The organism is Tatumella sp. JGM130 (assembly GCF_018257525.1).
GTDB lineage: Bacteria > Pseudomonadota > Gammaproteobacteria > Enterobacterales > Enterobacteriaceae > Tatumella > Tatumella punctata.
This window is the reverse complement of sequence record NZ_JAERJS010000028.1, coordinates 19,678-37,385: the sequence shown is the minus strand read 5'-3', so window position 1 is coordinate 37,385 and position 17,708 is coordinate 19,678. Positions and strand designations below refer to the sequence as shown.

Below are 17,708 nucleotides of genomic sequence, written 5' to 3'. Positions count from 1 at the left end.
ATTACTCCATTTTTTTAGGCGAAAAGGATAGGAAAATTGAAGGTTTATCGATTCCCTAGAAGTAGATCTTTGAAGGTTTTATGGACTCTTGAAGAGCTCGGAGCATCCTATGATTCAGTAAAGGTTGACCTCCTATCGACAAACGGAACTGTAAAGTCACCGCATCCCTTTGGCAAAGTTCCTTATTTAATCGATGGTGATATATCCATCAGTGAAACATTAGCAATTTGCATTTTCCTATGTGAAAAATACGGAGGTGACGCACTCTATCCAGCCGATCTTGCTGAGAAGTCACGCGTTAACTCTTGGATAAGCTTCGCTATAACGGATTTAGAATCGAGCGTATGGGGATTATTAAAACAATTACTTTTCACTACCGAAAAAACAAGACGTGAGGACGTTATTAACTACTTCAAAGAGGAGGTGAATAACGTAGTTTCTCAGTTAAAAATTGATGGTAGAACCCTATGGATAGCTTCAGATAATTTTTCACTGGCAGACATATTCATGTCACAAACTCTTCAATGGGTAAAATTTTGCGGAATTGAGCTAAACGAGGAAATAGATACCTATCTTAAGAGAACTACTGATAGGGCTTCATACCTGAGAGCTGAACAACGGTAATCCCCCCATTTTTAACGGAGGCGATAAGTAGAATCAGATAAGCGTTGAATATGTTGCATCGGCGTGTAGCCATTCAGTGCCATATTCGGTCGCTCGTGATTATAAAACCATTGCCATCGCGTGGCATAGTTCTGCAATTCATCCAGTGAGGTAAACAGGTGTTGCCCCAGCCAGTCATAGCGCACCGTCCTATTGTAACGCTCTATATAGGCATTTTGCTGCGGATTACCTGGCTGGATAAAGTTAATCTGGATACCTCTTGTATTCGCCCATGATATCAACGTATTACTGGTATATTCAGGACCATTGTCACAGCGGATTGATACAGGTTTTCCTTTTCATTCAATGATCTGCTCCAGTGTTTTTATAACGCGGATAGCCGGCAGAGAAAAATCAACCTCAATCGCCAGTACTTCCCGGTTAAAGTCATCAATCACATTCAGCAGACGCACAGAACGACTCTCTGATAGCTGATCATGCATAAAATCATAGACCAGCTTACGTTGCGGCTTTCAGGTACAGCCCGTGGCTCAGGCCTTTCAGCCGGGACATGAGGGCAGCATCCATCCCACCAAACTTCGAACGCCATTTATAAAAGCTGGCACTGCTGATGCCATGTTCCCTGCACAGTTCAGGTACCGGAGTACCCGCTTCCGCCTGCTTAAGAATGGCGATGATCTGGCTGTCAGTAAAACGTGATCGGTGAGCTTCGCTGCCCTTCGGGTCATAGAAATCCCCCTGAATTCATGTTAGTAGAAAACTCTGCTTATGAACACACCGGTTTTTCGGGGGATTACCGTATAGCTTCGGATGTTTTTTAACAGATGTGAGTAGACGCAGGGAAAGGGATAACCAATTGATAAAAAGCAAAAAACCAGATCTCCGCAGACATCTGGTTTCTTTAATATGGCTCCTCTGACTGGACTCGAACCAGTGACATACGGATTAACAGTCCGCCGTTCTACCGACTGAACTACAGAGGAATCGTCGTGAAGACGGGGCGCATAGTAACGGCGGGCACCCGGCTTGTCAAAAAGCTTTTGCTGTTGTGGTGACTGTTTGCTGATAAAACCGTCATTATGCTGAAACAACGGGGAAAGCGGGCGGATAATGTACAGCATTCCGTTGGCACCGGTTATCCGTAATATTCTCTGGTGGCGGGGTGTCATAAGTGATCGCGATGGGCGAGGGAGCAATTAATTCAGTCACAGCGGCCGGGCCATGGTGATACACCAGCCCCGGAATGCACTGCCTGCAAACATACTGCACTTAACTGGTGCGTTTTTTTCTGTGCTCAGTGAGCATTTGCCATTAACCCGCAGGTTAAAAAAAGTACAATTATGTGTTTTTTCATAGTGTTTTGGTTATGACAGATTGCCGGTTACTTTTTTTATTCGTTTCTGGCCCGGTTATTGCAAATTCCGAAATATCGAGCCCGGGCAAAGCCCGGGTTGAGTATCCGGATTTGGTGGCGGGGGAAAAATGAATCTGAGACGTCTGAAATATTTTGTGAAAATTGTTGATATCGGTAGTCTGACCCGTGCAGCAGAAGTGCTGCATATTGCACAACCAGCGCTGAGTCAGCAGGTGGCGACTCTTGAAGGTGAAATGGATCAACAGTTACTGATCCGTACTAAACGCGGAGTGACGCCGACCGATGCCGGTAAAGTGCTTTATACGCATGCCCGTAATATATTACGGCAGTGTGAACAGGCACAGGTGGCGGTGAACAATGCAGGACACACCATCAGCGGTCAGGTATCAATTGGTCTGGCCCCCGGGACCGCGGCTTCTTCGCTGGTCATGCCATTATTACAAAAACTGCGTGAAACCTGCCCTGAAGTTCTGGTCTATCTGCATGAAAACAGTGGTCATGCTCTCAATGAAAAGGTGCTTAATGGTCAGCTGGATATGGCTCTGTTGTATGACCGGACACCGGTTTCAGGCCTGATATGTCAGCCACTGCTGAAAGAAGAACTCTGGCTGGTCGGCAGCGGAATATCGCCGGGCCGGAATGTCGATTTATCAGATGTTGCGCAGATGAATCTTTACCTGCCCCGTGATTACAGCGCAGTGCGTCAGCGGGTGGACGAGGCTTTCTCGCTGCGTCGTTTAAGTGCGCATATTATTGGCGAAATCGAATCCCTTTCTACCTTGTCAGCGGCAATTTCCAGCGGGATGGGAGTATCGGTACTGCCAGAGTCGGCAGCCCGGTCCCTGACTGCCCCGATTAATGGCTGGATGGCAAAAATTACTGCTCCATCATTACATCTTCCTTTATCACTGAATATTTCATCGGCATTGCCATTATCTGATTCTGCACAGGCAGTTAAAGAGTGCCTGCTTTCTCTGACCAAAGGCTCTTCCGTTGAAGAGCCTGAGCTTATGCTGGTCAGTTAATCATCAGATTTCCACTCAGATGCCGGATTACCGGCATCAATCTGTTTTTTACTGCCTCTGAACAGAAAAATTTATTGCTCCCGGTGCCAGTGATCATTAGGATCGGCAGCCGGAAGGAAAACGTTTGCGCTCAGGCAGCGCAGGAAAACGTATTTTTCCGGCTGTTAATTATATGAATCCGGACCCGTGCTATTCGATGGCATGGGTTTTGCTTGTTTAATTTTTTTCGGGGTGATGTGAGATAAGTTGTCTGCCGGTAGCCGGTCACAGGAAACTTGCTCTGAAATGCCGTAATAACAATGAGAATCGTGATCAGCGGTTTCGAAAAGGGATCTACTTATGCTTGAAAAACTCTTTAAGCTGAAAGCAAACAAAACCAGTGTGCGTACCGAAGTCATTGCCGGTGTTACTACCTTCCTGGCAATGGCTTATATCCTGTTTGTGAATCCGGGCATTCTGGGTGCAACCGGAATGGACAAGGGTGCGGTATTTGTTGCGACCTGTCTGGCTGCGGCTATTGGCTCAGTATTAATGGGCATGATTGCCAACTTACCCATCGCACTGGCGCCGGGAATGGGGTTAAACGCTTTCTTTACCTATACCGTGGTCCTGCATATGGGGTATCACTGGCAGGTTGCGCTGGGGGCGGTGTTTATTTCGGCGATACTTTTCTTTGCCTTATCTCTGTTTAAAATCCGCGAATGGATCATTCACAGTATTCCGATGGCATTGCGTTCGGCAATTGTTGCCGGAATCGGTCTGTTCCTGGCACTGATTGCCCTGGAAAGTGCCGGTATTGTGGTCGGTAACCCTGCGACTCTGGTGGGTATCGGTGATATTACTAAGCCGGGTGCGTTGCTGGCATTACTCGGTTTCTTCCTGATCGTGGTGCTGGAAGCTCGTAAAGTGACCGGTTCGGTGCTGATTGGTATTCTGGCGATCACGGCAATTTCGATGCTGACCGGGTTAACGCCTTTTTCCGGTATTTTCTCGGCACCACCGTCTCTGGCCCCGACTTTCCTGAAGCTGGATATTGCCGGTGCATTTAATGTCGGGCTGGTCAGCGTTATCTTTGCTTTCCTGTTTGTCGATGTGTTCGATAACTCCGGAACGCTGATTGGCGTAAGCCGTCGTGCGGGGCTGACAGATGATAAAGGCAATATCCCTGCGATGGGGCGGGCACTGATGGCCGACAGCATTGCTGCGTTGTTCGGTTCTTTACTCGGAACCTCAACCACCACCAGTTTTGTTGAATCTGCTGCCGGCGTCAGTGCCGGAGGTCGTACTGGCCTGACATCGGTGGTGGTTGCTATCCTGTTCCTGTTATCATTATTCTTTTCGCCACTGGCAGGCAGTGTGCCAGCCTATGCGACAGCTCCGGCATTACTGTTTGTCGCGGTATTGATGACTTCCGGGCTGGCAGAAATTGACTGGAAAGATATTACCACTGCTGCACCGGTAACAGTCACTGCCCTGGCAATGCCGTTTACTTACTCTATTGCTAACGGAATTGCGTTTGGGTTTATTACCTGGACGGTGGTGAAACTACTGAGCGGTCGCTTCCGTGAATTGAATCCGGCACTGATTATACTGTCGGTATTGTTTGTGATTAAGCTGGGTTGGTTAAGCGCCTGACACTGAGGAAAAAAGGAGCCGCGGCTCCTTTTTTCTGTTTATCACAGGGAGAAACCCGCGGCTCCTTTTTTCTGTTTATCACAGGGAGAAACCCGCGGGTTGTTGGCGGGATAAGCCGCAAACTACGGCCTTAGCGGAACGGTGGTTCATCAAACGTCCGCAGTTTCCGGGAATGCAACCTGTCTGCTTCAGCCTGCAACAAAGACACGGCACAGATACCGATATGCAGATGCTCAGAAATCGCCCCTTCATAAAAGCGGTTCGCCTGACCCGGCAGTTTAATCTCTCCGTGTAACGGTTTATCTGAAACACACAGCAGGGTTCCGTAAGGCACACGGAAACGATAGCCCTGGGCTGCAATAGTCGCACTTTCCATATCTACCGCAATTGCCCGGCTCTGATTAAAACGTAACGCATAGGCTGAATAGCGTAATTCCCAGTTCCGGTCATCGGTGGTGGCAACAGTTCCGGTGCGCAGCCGGCGTTTGATATCGTCGCCCTGCATACCGCTGACCTGCCGCGTGGCATCATAGAGAGCCCGCTGAACCTCAGCGATACTCGGTACCGGAATATCTGCAGGCAGCACCTGATCCAGTACATGGTCATCACGTAAATACGCATGGGCCAGGACATAATCACCGGTCTGCTGGCTTTCCCGCAAGCCGCCACAATGACCAATCATCAGCCAGGCATGGGGCCGCAACACCGCCAGATGGTCACAGATAGTTTTGGCATTAGAAGGACCGACACCGATATTAATCAGGGTAATGCCCCGTTTATTGTCAGCAATCAGATGCCAGGCGGGCATCTGATGTTTTTTCCACGCCAGGTCAGTAATAATAGTTTCCGGTTGCTCGCTGTCGGCGGTAATTTCGATACCTCCGGCGCAGGCCAGTCGTGTATAAGGTGATGCAGGGTCACGGACCTGTGCCACAGCCCAGCGAACAAATTCATCCACATACCGGTTGTAGTTGGTAAACAGCACGAAAGGCTGGAAATCGGCGGTGCAGGTACCGGTATAGTGGCGTAATCGTGCCAGAGAGAAATCAGTACGCAACGCATCAAACTGCCCCAGCGGAAAGTCCTCATGACCGGATAATATGCCGTCAGAAACCTCATCACCAATATGAGAAAGATCAGTGGACGGAAAGTTGCGTGCGATAGTGGCCATCCTCTCTCTGTCAGCAGAGAAGTCCATTCCTTCAATAACATAAGGATAGGGAATTTCAGTCTGTGATGGCCTGACTTCAAGACTGAAGTCATATTCGCTGGCCAGCATCGACAGCTGTTCACGTAAATAATGCCGTAACAGGGCAGGTTGTGTGACAGTAGTAGAATAACGCCCCTGGCGTGTGAAGCGGCCCCAGGCCCGAATACGGTTTTCTGCAGAGTTATCGCCTTGCCAGTGCAGAGATAACTCGGGGTAAACGAAAAGTCCTGCTTTACGGGCGACAGGGTCTGGCAGTTGTCCGCTGTGGCTATAGGTTTTCAGGGCCTCGCGCAATGCTTCCACAGAGGCACGGTATCCGGATTCAAGGGCATCAAGTGCGCATTCTATATCTTCAGGTTGTACAGTCATAAATACTCCGCTACGTGGCCAGTCTGATGACAGACTGGCGGTTATCGGTACCGATTACCAGCATCTGCCGTTATTTTTCAGTTCGGGTTACTCCGAAAAAGAGCCGCTGAGTACCACCAGCTTTAGCCATTAACGGAAGACATTAAGAGGAAAAAATAATTATTACACTAAAGATTCGTCAACTACTGTTAAGTAGTGTTTTGTGATGACGGAGAGTAGCGTTCTCCGGAAAAGACAGACAGTCCGGCTGGTTGTATAACACAACCAGGCCGGCAATCCGTGACAGATTTTTCGGTGAGAGTCCCCGAACAGCAAGTCTGTTGTTACTTTTTACCGGCTTTAATTTTGGTATCCCCCTTGCGAAATCCCGGCAGAGCGTTAACTGATGCAATAAAAAATACCGGCTGGTACCCCAGACGGAAGCGTTACAGTATCTTGCTGCATAAGGAAATTACTCCGCTGGCAGTACCGATCCTGATAGAGAACAGCTGTGTATTGTTAATGGGGGTGCTCAGCACTTTCCTGGTGAGCTGGTTAGGTAAATCAGCGATGGCCGGGGTCGGTCTGGCTGACAGCTTCAATATGGTGGTGATCTCTTTTTTTGCTGCTGTGGATCTGGGAACAACGGTGGTGGTTGCTTTCAGTCTGGCAAAAAAAGAAGGCAAGCGCGCGCGAGCTGCTGCCCGGCAGTCGCTGGGGCTTATGACGGTGGTGGCTTTGATACTGGTGGTGATTATCGAAATCCGGGGAGATATCGTTATTGATTTGATCGCCGGCAGTGCAGAACCGCCAGTCAAAGCCTTTGCCCTTGACTATTTACGGGTGTCTGCGTGGAGCTATCCGGCTGCAGCCATCGCATTAATTGGCAGCGGGGCATTACGCGGAGCCGGCAACACCAAAATACCTATGCTGATGAATGCAGGAATGAATATACTCAACCTTATTATCAGTAGTATACTGATTTATGGTTGTTTTTCCTGGAACGGGCTGGGTTTTATCGGTGCCGGGCTGGGCCTGACTATTTCACGTTATCTGGGTGCGATAGTGGTAGTTGCAGTACTGATGAGCAGGCACAACGGTGCATTAACTCTTCCCCTGAAAAGTTACTTCCGGCGCTGGAATTTTATTATTCTGGCTGAAGTGCTCAGTATTGGTATTCCGGCCAGTATTGAGTCTGTACTGTTTAATGGCGGGAAATTACTGACTCAGGTCTATGTTGCAGGAATGGGGACCAGTGAAATTGCCGGTAACTTTATCGCATTTTCTATTGCGTCGCTGATTAACCTGCCCGGTAACGCCCTGGGTTCAGCATCGACGATTATTACCGGTAAACGGCTGGGTAGAAATCAGGTCTATCAGGCATCAGTACAGGTACGCCATGTTTTCTGGCTGTCGACCTTTGGCCTGTGCGGCCTGGCTCTGCTCTCGGTACCGCTGGCCGGTATGCTGGCACGGTTATATACCCGCGACCCGGAAGTTATCCGGGTGACGCAACATCTGATCTGGCTGAATGCGGCATTTATGCCGGTCTGGGCAATGTCGTGGGTATTGCCCGCCAGTTTTAAAGGTGCCAGAGATGCACGTTATGCCATGTATGTTTCTATGTTCAGCATGTGGGGGGCAAGGGTGGTGCTGGGGTATGTGCTGGGAATTTATCTTGGCATGGGGGTGATTGGAGTATGGCTGGGCATGTATCTTGACTGGGGAGTACGCAGTGTCTGTTTCTGGTGGCGACTGACCAGTGGCAGCTGGCTGAATAATTACCGGCGGCTACAGGCAAAAGCAATACAGGCCGCGGCTAAGATCCGCGAAGAACCATCGCAGATGGCGGGAAAATAGCCACATTATCTCTCCGGAGGCTGACTGTTATTCAGGCGGGGTGCTCTGTGGCTATAAATACAGGCAAACCAAATCATAGTTCACCGTTATGCAAGGTAAATGATGAGCAAATCGACGACATTAAGCAGGCAGTCTGCGACTGAGTCAGAAGCTGATACGATGACGCCGCAAGCATTTACGGTGTTTAAAGAACGGTTTTTTGATCATATTCCATTACCGGCGTGGTGTATTTCCACCGATGGCCGGCAAGTTATCGCTAACCAGTGCTGGTGTGAAACAATGGCTGAATTGCCGGTCACCGGGCCACATCACTGGCTTGACTGGGTACATCCTGAAGACCAGCCGGCAATCAGTGTCGCCTGGGCAGAAACTTTGCACAACAATACTCACTTTCAGCATCATATCCGTCTGGCCACTGGCAACGAACAATATGGCTGGTTTATCGTTTATGCTTATCTGATACCGTCCCCTGAATGCCGGATGGTTAAATTTTTTGATATTAATGATGTACAAATGGAAAAATTCCGGGCCAGGGATGAGCTGTGCTATTCCAGCCGTATGTTTGATACCAGTATTGACTGCATTAAAATCATCAGTACCGGAGGTGAACTGATTGATGTCAATACCTACGGTTGTCAGGTGCTGGGTCTTGACCGTGCATCCGTGGCGGGGATGAGCTGGCCCGATATGCTGCCTGCCGAGTCCCGGCAATGCGGGATCGATTCACTGGAAGCCGCGGTGGGCGGAACCAGTGCCCGTTTCTCCTACAAAAGTCAGCTACCGGGCAGAGCACCACTGTTTTGGGACAACATACTCACGCCGGTGCTGGATGCAGAAGGACAGGTATCCCGCGTACTCTGCGTATCACGGGATATTACCCGTTTACAGATAGCAGAACAGCGTTTTAAGTATATCAGTGAACATGATGATCTGACCGGGTTACCTAACCGCAGGGTATTTCATTCGGCCCTCAAGAAACAGTTCAGCACCGCCAGTCTGCAGGGGTCATCATTTGCGGTACTGCTGCTTGATCTTGACGATTTTAATGTCGTCAACGATACGCTCGGTTACCTTGCGGGAGATAATCTGCTGGCGGTACTGGCGAGGCGACTGACCAGAAATCTGCCGAAAAACAGTTTTATTGCGCGGATTGGTGGTGATCAGTTCGCGGTTATCGTACCGGACATTGATAACAGCGAAATATTGCACCAGACATGTACACAACTGACAGAACAGGTATGTCAGGCGGTCAGTTTTCAGGGGCATACCCTTAACTTCAGTCTGAGTATTGGCGGTGCGATATTCCCGCAACATGGCCGTGAAAGTATTGAGCTGATTAAAGCCGCAGATACGGCGCTGAATGAACTGAAACGTACCGGTTATGGCGGAGTTTGTTGTTTTGAACCCGCAATGACCCGCCAGGTCGATATCACCCGTAATCAGCTGGAACTGGCGAAAGAAATTGTCCGCAATGAATCCGTTGTGCCCTTTTACCAGCCGAAAGTCCGTTTAACCGACGGTAAAATTATTGGTATTGAAGCCCTGATGCGTTTTTACAGCCAGCAGGGGGAGTTGCATTCTCCGGGCGATATCTGGGCCGCATTCAGTAATTACGGACTGGCGGAACGGATTGGTTTTTTTATCCGCGATCAGGTTTTTTCGGATATGCGTCAGTGGATTGATCAGGGGCTGGAGATCGTGCCCGTCTCAGTTAATGCTTCACCGGTCGAATTTATGCGGGATGATTATGCTGAAAAATTCCTGGCACAGTTACAAAAATATGCCTTACCCGCTAATTTGCTGGAAGTGGAAATCACCGAACATATGTTTGACGGACGAGGAGCCGGGTATGTTTTCCGTGCCATAAAATTACTGAAAGCGCAGGGGGTACGTATTGCGCTTGATGACTTTGGTACTGGCTATTCGGCGCTGGCTAATATCCGGGATTATCCGGTGGATGTGATTAAAGTCGATCGTTCTTTTGTCCGCGGGTTGAGTAAAGGTAAAAAAGGGCTGGCGGTGATAAAAGCACTGCTATTGCTGGCGACCCAGCTGGAACTGGATGTGGTGGCCGAAGGCATCGAGGATGCAGAACAACGGGCACTTTTGATTAATGAAGGTTATCATTACGGGCAAGGGTTTCTGTTCAGTGCCGCAGTTCCTGCCTTGCAGATCAGTGAATACCTGCAGAGTCCCGATACCCGCAAACTGCTGTGACCGGGTGCCAGTGCTGCCGGCCCTGGTAACGGCAGCATAGCGTCAGGACAGTGATTCAGGTAACAGGAGTGCGGCCGATGCCATTACCCCGGGACCCTTCCTCCCCTCCCTCACCAGTAGCCGCGGTGGGCCGCATCCGGCGGTTTCTCTATCGCTGCCTGGCAGTGATCAGTCTGCTGCTGGCCGTGGCCGGGCTGATATTGCCGGGTCTGCCCTGTACCGAATTTTTACTGCTGGCCAGCTGGGCTGCCGCCCGCAGTTCGCCTCGTTTACATGGCTGGATCCTGCGGCACCGGATTTTTGGCCCGCTGCTGGCGAACTGGCAGCGCGGTATCATGCCACGCAAAGCAAAATGGGTAACTACCCTGATGATGTCCGTTTCTGCCACGGTAATGTATTTTACGGTACCCCATTTACCCAGTGTCATAATTACTGTGGCTTGTATGAGTCTGGTACTGATCTGGCTGTGGTATCGTCCGGAAACCTGATATTTACAAAGGGGTGTAATGGAGGACAGTTACCCGGGCGGGTAACGGCTCACAGACAGCCGGATTAGGTTGACGGGAAACGTCGTTTTACCATCTGCTCTGACGGGGATTTTCCCTGCCGGTTTGGCTGTCAGTCGCTATTTCCTGGCAAAGGGGATCACAGAGTACAGATTGAAATCCTCAATTGTTATGTTATAACATAACAATTGAGGCCGGTGGCAGAATATGAGGGGAGCTGAAACCGGCTCTGCCTGCAGGTAGCGCCGGCTGAGCTTACGTATAATTATCACTCTATATTTAAAGGAAGTGAACAATGTCTCTGATTTCACCCCCGGAACACGCGGATAAACGGCTGCCGGTAACCGTACTTTCAGGATTTCTCGGTGCCGGAAAAACAACATTATTAAACCATATTCTGAATAACCGGGCCGGACGCCGGGTGGCGGTGATTGTTAACGATATGTCTGAGGTGAATATCGATGCAGCTCTGGTCAGAGCGGGTGGTGCTGAATTATCACGGACCGACGAAAAACTGGTTGAAATGAGTAATGGCTGTATTTGCTGCACATTAAGGGAAGATTTGCTGCTGGAAGTGAAACGTCTGGCAGAAGCCGGACGATTTGATCAACTGGTGATCGAGTCTACTGGTATTTCCGAGCCACTGCCGGTTGCTGAAACCTTTACTTTCGCTGATGACGACGGCATCAGTCTGTCACAGATTGCCCGGCTGGATACCATGGTAACGGTGGTCGACGGTGTTAATTTTCTGCGGGATTATACGGCCGCCGAAAGCCTGCAGGCGCGGGGAGAGTCACTGGGCGAAGAAGACCAGCGTTCCGTTGTGGATTTACTGATTGAACAGATCGAGTTCTGCGATGTTTTATTGCTGAATAAAACTGACCTGATGAGCGGCGATGAGCAGGCGCGGCTCACCAGTATCCTGACACGGCTTAATCCGCGGGCGAAAGTGATCACATCGGCATTTAGCCGGGTTGATTTAGATGACATTCTTGATACCGGATTATTCGACTTTGAAGCTGCAGCCAATGCACCAGGGTGGCTGAAAGAATTACGCGGTGAGCATCAGCCTGAAACAGAGGAATATGGTATCAGCAGCTTTGTTTTTCGCGCACGACGGCCATTTCATCCACAGCGTTTTTACCAGTTAGTACAAGGGCAACTGAATAACGTTATGCGTTCCAAAGGGTATTTCTGGCTGGCATCGCGGCCGGCATCCGCAGGTATATGGTCACAGGCAGGGGGTGTTTCCCATTATGAACTGTCGGGTCGCTGGTGGGTAAACGTACCCCGGCAGCACTGGCCGGAGGATCCTGAATCAGTGGAATATATTATGCGCCACTGGACAGAGAATATCGGTGATGCCAGACAGGAGCTGGTACTTATAGGCATGGATATGGATGAGCAGCACCTCAGACAGCAGCTCAGTGCCGCATTAGTGACGGATAAAGAGGCCGGTTACGGTGATGATTACTGGCAGCATAATGATCCTTTCGTCTGAGCGGATTATCGGGACTCCGCGCCGGTAAAATAACAGCAGAACTGCCGGCAACGGCAGTTCTGCCACCGGTCAGCCTTTAAGCACGTTACTGCCTTTTTTCACAGCTTCCCGCTGACCAATCATATCGGCCCAGCGCTTCAGATGCGTATAAGAAGCGGCATCAAGGAACCTGGCCGCATCACCGTATATGCCGCCCTGAACCAGAACCCCGTACCACGGCCAGATAGCAATATCGGCAATCGTATATTCCTCACCGGCAATATAGGTATTTTTCGCCAGTTGTTTATCCAGCACATCCAGTTGCCGCTTAGCTTCCATGGCAAAACGGTTAATCGGATATTCCAGCTTTTCCGGTGCATAGGCATAGAAATGACCAAACCCGCCGCCGAGTAAGGGAGCACTGCCCATCTGCCAGAATAACCAGCTCAGGCAGGCCGCGCGTTGTGCAGTTTCAGTCGGGATAAAGCAGTCAAATTTCTCAGCCAGATAAAGAAGGATCGCGCCCGATTCGAAAATATTCACCGTTTCCGGCCCGCTGCGGTCAACCAGTGCCGGAATTTTAGAGTTAGGGTTAATTGCGACAAAGTCTGAACCGAACTGCTCACCTTCCATAATGTTAATCAGGTGCGCATCGTAACCGGCACCCTGCAGCCCTTTATGCAGTAACTCTTCCAGCATAATACTGACCTTTACCCCGTTCGGCGTTCCCAGAGAATAAAGCTGGAAAGGCTGAGAGCCCACCGGCAGGGTTTGCGGGTATCGGGCACCGGAATCCGGACGGTTAATGCTGCCAAATTTTCCGCCGACCGGCTGGTCATTGGTCCAGACTTGTGGTGGTGTATAAGAAGATGTACTCATAATATCTCTTTTCCTTTGGCTGAATGGTTAATTAATTGCAGGCCTTAGCCGGTAACTCAGCATAGCATTGGCCGCGGGGAAAGCGTTATCTGCCAGTGCCAGACCCCTGAAAAGTCTGGCGGGTGAGATAAGCAGCCAAAGATCTGGTAAAAAAGAAGCAGAGTGTCGCGGATGTTTTGCGGTCGAATATAATTAACTAGTTAATATTTAACCTTATGCTTCGACTGCAAACTATTAAGTTACTGTAATTATTTGGTTGGCAGATTATTGGCCGCAGATTATCATAACCCGGAGTATTACCGAATATTTGCCTCGTCATCACCCTGATGACGTTCTGTTCATCCGGGCCGTTTCCGGCTTACAACATTACCGGGTTATTATGTCATTCAGTACACCAAAAGAAATAGCACTGCTGGCGGTTCAGGCCGGAGTGAATAAAAGTCGCACCCCGTTAAGCAGCTTATTAATACTGGGTTTTTTAGGGGGGGCCTTTATTGCTATCGGTTTTATGCTGGACTTGCATGTGATTTCCCGTCTGCCGGCAGACTGGGGCTCCTTTGGTGTGTTGCTCGGGGCGATGATGTTCCCGCTGGGACTGATACTGACAGTACTGGCCGGAGCTGAGTTACTGACCGGCAATATGATGGTGATGACAATAGCCGCATTATCGAAAAAAATCAGCTGGGCAGCACTGGTGCGTAACTGGTTGTGGGTCACTATCGGTAATTTTCTCGGCAGCGTGGCTGTTGCCTGGTTTTTTGGTCATCTGCTGGGCATGACCGAAGGGGCATTTTTAAAGAGTACCCTGGCAGTTGCCGCGGCAAAAACCAGTGCCAGCGGCGTACAGGCGTTTATTTCGGGAATTGGTTGTAACTGGCTGGTATGTCTGGCCATCTGGCTGGGAATGGCCAGCAAAGATGTTACCGGAAAAATTATCGGTATCTGGTTTCCGGTGATGGCCTTCGTAGCGATAGGTTTTCAGCACGTAGTCGCTAATATGTTTATTATCCCAGCGGCCATTTTTGCCGGACAGGGAAGCTGGCTAGCGTATCTGAGTAATTTTATTGCAGTATTTTCAGGTAATGCTGTCGGCGGGGCAATTTTTGTCGCATTAATCTATTACATTGCTTACCGCCCTGATACACAGATAAACAGCAACAGGGCCTGAGCCCTGCGGCGGCGATTACAGGGTCTGCAGCCGGCCCTGGATTTCATCGAGAAATAATCGCAGAGCAGCGGGCTGTAATTTACGAGACATATACAGCCCGTAAATACCCATACTGCGCGGTGTCAGCTGATTCAGCACCCGCACCAGTCGTCCCTTTGCCAGCCAGGGGCTGGCTTCTGCCAGCGGAATCATTGTAATTCCACAGCCTGCCAGGGCTGCATCCAGTAATACAGCAGAGATACCGGCACTCAGGTTGCCATTGACCGCGACGGACAGGCTGTCATTCTGTTCACTGAAAAACTGCCAGCTCTGGTGACTGAAATTACTGTAACTCAGACAATTATGAGACATCAGATCGTCAGGGGTCCGGGGATGGCCGTGAATAGCCAGGTACTCCGGAGAGGCACAAAGTACTGAGGCGCATTCACCCAGTCGCCGGGCAATCGCCGCCGGTTCAGGGCTGTCGGTGATGCGTATAGCGACATCAATCCGCTCTCCGACCATGCTTACCGGGCGATTATTAATATCCAGCTCAATACGTAATTCCGGGTAGCGTAATAAAAACGGGGCCAGTACCGGGCTGATAATGTGGGTTGCCGTGTAATGGGCACAGGCAACCCGTAATATACCTGAAGGAACCTCCCGTACCGGTAAGCTGCCAATATCCTCTGATAGCCTGTTCAGCTGACGGGTTTTTTGCAGAATATCTTCACCGGCCGGGGTCAGTGTCATCCGGCGTGACGAACGATGGATCAAGCGGGTTCCGGCCCATTTTTCCATTTCTTCCAGATAGCGGCTGACCATTGGCCGCGACATCCCCAGCGATCGTGCTGCTGCACTCAGGCTTCCGGTTTCACAAATCCGGTTGTACACCCTCGCCGCCGTCACTCTGTCCATATCTACTCCTGATCGGATTATGAAACTCAGCATCTCAGAATAAGATAATTTTAACAGATTATGAAAACGATAGAATGTATCCGTATTCGGCGATGCTCTCCGGGTGCCAGACGCCTGGCAGCGGGCAAACAACCGCGGGTTTAGCGCCCGCGGTACAGACAACAGGAGAAAGTAATGAAATTATCGACAATATCTCTGATGGCGATGCTGGTCAGCGGCGGCGCAATGGCCGCCCCGTTACAGTTCACTGTTTATAATCCGGCAGAGCAGGGGATTTTTCCTGTTGCTTCAACACTGGTGAGTGGTGAAAAACAGGTTATATTGTTTGACGCCCAGTTCAGTGTAAAAGACGGCGAGAAACTGGTTAGCATGATCCGTGACAGCGGAAAAAAACTGACCCGGATTGTGATCACGGCCGGTGATCCTGACTACTATTTTGGTCTGCAGCCGCTGGTTAAGGCATTTCCGGGGGTGGAAGTTGTCGCGACACAGCGAGTGGTCGACCATATTAAAGCCACACAGCAGGCAAAACTCAGTTACTGGGGACCCAAAATGGGTGACGGCGCACCGCAAAAGCTGATTACGCCACAGGTGATCCCCGATACCCGCTTTAGCCTGGAAGGGCAGCCGATCGATATTCGTGACGCAGACTCACAACAAGCCTATGTCTGGTTCCCGCAGCAAAGAACATTGCTTGGCGGTACCGGTGTTGATGCCGGAATTCATGTCTGGACTGCCGACACCCAGACCGCGGAGAGCCGTAAACAATGGCGTGACACGCTGCAACAAATGCTGGACCTTAAGCCGCAGAGGGTGATCCCCGGCCACTATATTGGCAAAGCACCGTCCGGTGATCAGGCGATTAGCTTTACCCTGAATTATCTGCAAGATTTTGAAAAGGCATTACAGCAGCATAAAGATTCAGCAGCAGTCATTAGCAGTATGGAAAAACGCTGGCCACATCTCGCGGATAAGAGTTCTCTGGAGCTCAGTGCTAAAGTAAATACCGGTGAAGTAAAATGGCAATAGGGGCTGTCTGAGCCCTGTTGCCGTTATAAAATGGCCACTGTTGCGGTAAATAATAGCGTCAGTGGCCATTTATGGTTGTGCCTGAGAGAGGACAACAGTGACCGGATGATGTGTTGTGTATTGTGTGGAAAAGTGTGTGAGGCAAGAAAAAACATACTTCTATCAACATTTACACGGCAGGTGATTATGAAAACAACATTACGTACTCTTCAGGCATCGTTACTCGCAGCGTTAAGTCTTTCCGGATGCCAGGCTCTGGCTGCGGACAGTGGAGGCTTTGCGACCACGACTGGCGGTGACAGCTATACCGCGGTCACGGTTTCTACCCTGAGCCAGCTGAAAAATGCGGTCAGCAGTGGTCAGCATCATATTATTGTCAGTGGTACCATTTATGGCGGTGCGGGCTTAACCACACTGACCTTCTCTTCTCTGGCTAATAACAATACCACCATTGAAGGCGCGGCAGGCGGCAAAGCTGCCCTGGAAAATATACAGCTGAAATTCGACGGCGAGTTGCTCCCCGCAGGGACCAATATTCAGAATATTAAAATTGCTAATCTGAGCTTCTTCGGCAAAATTGCTGATTTACAGGCAATGCCGGCGCAGATCTTTGGTTCTTCGGACAGTAGCAGACTGGCGGGGATCAACTACGAAGGTATTTCTTTCCGCCGAATCACCAATGGTCTGGTGACTCACTGTAATATTTACGATACCAGTGATGACCTGATGAGTGTTGCCCTGAGCTCAGATTATATTACCCTGTCCTATAACCATCTCTGGTTCAGTGACAGCTGGGTGAATATGTCTCCGGATCCGGTCTGGAATTGGGTGGGTTACTATACGGATCTTGCAGATGAACGTTTAGCGATGGTTATCGGGGCTAATTCCGGTGATTCCTGGCAGGCGACCAAAAAACTGCATGTTACCCTGCACAATAACTGGATTGGACCTAATATGCGCGGACGTCCGTTATTCCGTGGCTGGATCCATGCCTACAATAACTATTTTGATAACAGCGAAACCTATGCAGATACTGATCAGAATACGGGGACTGATGGTAAAAAATATCCGAAGAAACAGTACGAAGCATTGCAGGTAAGCAGCGGCAGTGTGGTGTATTCTGAGGCCAACTCTTTCCGCAATACTAATAACACCAATACGGTTTCTCAGGATAGCAGCGGCTATGGCTACAGTTTCTTTGAGAAAAATAATACCTACAGCGGTACTACCGGCACATCGGCCACCGGCAATACATTTAGCTCAGCAGTCAGTTATCGCTATACTCCGCTTGCCAGTCAGAATGTACCACAGAGTGTTACGGCAAATGCCGGGCCGAAATAACCAGCAGGTGCGCCTTACAAAGACAGCCTGATTGCTACAGGGTATTTAAAAGGAAATCAGACAGGGAAGAGCAGTCTACCCGCGGCCGCAAGCCACGGTCAGAGACTGACACCG

13 protein-coding genes, 1 tRNA gene and 1 pseudogene are annotated in these 17,708 nt (G+C 49.9%); 10 read left to right on the top strand and 5 right to left on the bottom strand.

Features of this window, described 5'->3' with window-relative positions; genetic code table 11:
• Positions 1-36: 36 nt before the first annotated feature.
• The gene (locus JK211_RS12890; protein WP_212709075.1) at positions 37-624 is read left to right on the top strand and encodes a glutathione S-transferase family protein; all 588 of its coding nucleotides are present in this window, start codon (positions 37-39) and stop codon (positions 622-624) included.
• An 11-nt stretch (positions 625-635) separates the two neighbouring features.
• Here JK211_RS12890 and JK211_RS12885 read toward each other — a convergent pair.
• Positions 636-1,368: pseudogene (locus JK211_RS12885) on the bottom strand (IS3 family transposase).
• A 163-nt stretch (positions 1,369-1,531) separates the two neighbouring features.
• Positions 1,532-1,607 (bottom strand) — tRNA-Asn (locus JK211_RS12880).
• Between the two features lie 499 nt (positions 1,608-2,106).
• On the opposite strand from JK211_RS12880, the gene nac reads away from it, so the two are divergent.
• Positions 2,107-3,024: a nitrogen assimilation transcriptional regulator NAC gene (gene nac, locus JK211_RS12875; RefSeq protein WP_212709074.1), complete on the top strand. Its 918-nt coding sequence runs from the start codon at positions 2,107-2,109 to the stop codon at positions 3,022-3,024.
• A gap of 339 nt (positions 3,025-3,363) precedes the next feature.
• The gene (locus tag JK211_RS12870) at positions 3,364-4,659 is read left to right on the top strand and encodes an NCS2 family permease (RefSeq protein WP_212709073.1); all 1,296 of its coding nucleotides are present in this window, start codon (positions 3,364-3,366) and stop codon (positions 4,657-4,659) included.
• A gap of 130 nt (positions 4,660-4,789) precedes the next feature.
• Here the strand turns inward: JK211_RS12870 and JK211_RS12865 are convergent, their stop codons facing one another.
• Positions 4,790-6,238, bottom strand: a complete 1,449-nt coding sequence (locus tag JK211_RS12865; RefSeq protein ID WP_212709072.1) for an AMP nucleosidase — start codon at positions 6,236-6,238, stop codon at positions 4,790-4,792.
• A gap of 357 nt (positions 6,239-6,595) precedes the next feature.
• Here JK211_RS12865 and JK211_RS12860 point away from each other — a divergent pair, with 357 nt between their 5' ends.
• The 4 genes from JK211_RS12860 to zigA all read left to right on the top strand — a co-directional run bounded on the left by JK211_RS12860 (position 6,596) and on the right by zigA (position 12,301).
• Positions 6,596-8,077: an EmmdR/YeeO family multidrug/toxin efflux MATE transporter gene (locus JK211_RS12860; RefSeq protein ID WP_212709081.1), complete on the top strand. Its 1,482-nt coding sequence runs from the start codon at positions 6,596-6,598 to the stop codon at positions 8,075-8,077.
• Between the two features lie 159 nt (positions 8,078-8,236).
• Positions 8,237-10,294: an EAL domain-containing protein gene (locus JK211_RS12855; RefSeq protein WP_212709071.1), complete on the top strand. Its 2,058-nt coding sequence runs from the start codon at positions 8,237-8,239 to the stop codon at positions 10,292-10,294.
• Positions 10,295-10,371: 77 nt separating this feature from the next.
• Positions 10,372-10,782 (top strand): YbaN family protein, encoded by a 411-nt coding sequence (locus JK211_RS12850; protein WP_212709070.1) that lies wholly within the window; start codon positions 10,372-10,374, stop codon positions 10,780-10,782.
• Positions 10,783-11,095: 313 nt separating this feature from the next.
• Positions 11,096-12,301 (top strand): zinc metallochaperone GTPase ZigA, encoded by a 1,206-nt coding sequence (gene zigA, locus JK211_RS12845; RefSeq protein WP_212709069.1) that lies wholly within the window; start codon positions 11,096-11,098, stop codon positions 12,299-12,301.
• Between the two features lie 69 nt (positions 12,302-12,370).
• Here zigA and yghU read toward each other — a convergent pair whose 3' ends face one another.
• A complete protein-coding gene (yghU, locus tag JK211_RS12840) occupies positions 12,371-13,159 on the bottom strand; it encodes a glutathione-dependent disulfide-bond oxidoreductase (RefSeq protein ID WP_212709068.1) in 789 nt (262 codons plus the stop codon).
• Positions 13,160-13,538: 379 nt separating this feature from the next.
• Between yghU and JK211_RS12835 the strand changes: the two genes are divergently transcribed.
• Positions 13,539-14,327 (top strand): formate/nitrite transporter family protein, encoded by a 789-nt coding sequence (locus tag JK211_RS12835; RefSeq protein ID WP_212709067.1) that lies wholly within the window; start codon positions 13,539-13,541, stop codon positions 14,325-14,327.
• A gap of 15 nt (positions 14,328-14,342) precedes the next feature.
• Here JK211_RS12835 and JK211_RS12830 read toward each other — a convergent pair whose 3' ends face one another.
• Positions 14,343-15,224 (bottom strand): LysR family transcriptional regulator, encoded by an 882-nt coding sequence (locus JK211_RS12830; protein WP_212709066.1) that lies wholly within the window; start codon positions 15,222-15,224, stop codon positions 14,343-14,345.
• 174 nt (positions 15,225-15,398) lie between these two features.
• Here JK211_RS12830 and JK211_RS12825 point away from each other — a divergent pair, with 174 nt between their 5' ends.
• Positions 15,399-16,253: a Vmh family MBL fold metallo-hydrolase gene (locus JK211_RS12825; RefSeq protein ID WP_212709065.1), complete on the top strand. Its 855-nt coding sequence runs from the start codon at positions 15,399-15,401 to the stop codon at positions 16,251-16,253.
• Positions 16,254-16,439: 186 nt separating this feature from the next.
• Positions 16,440-17,594, top strand: coding sequence for a hypothetical protein (locus JK211_RS12820; RefSeq protein WP_212709064.1), 1,155 nt, complete (start codon positions 16,440-16,442; stop codon positions 17,592-17,594).
• Positions 17,595-17,708: the final 114 nt, after the last annotated feature.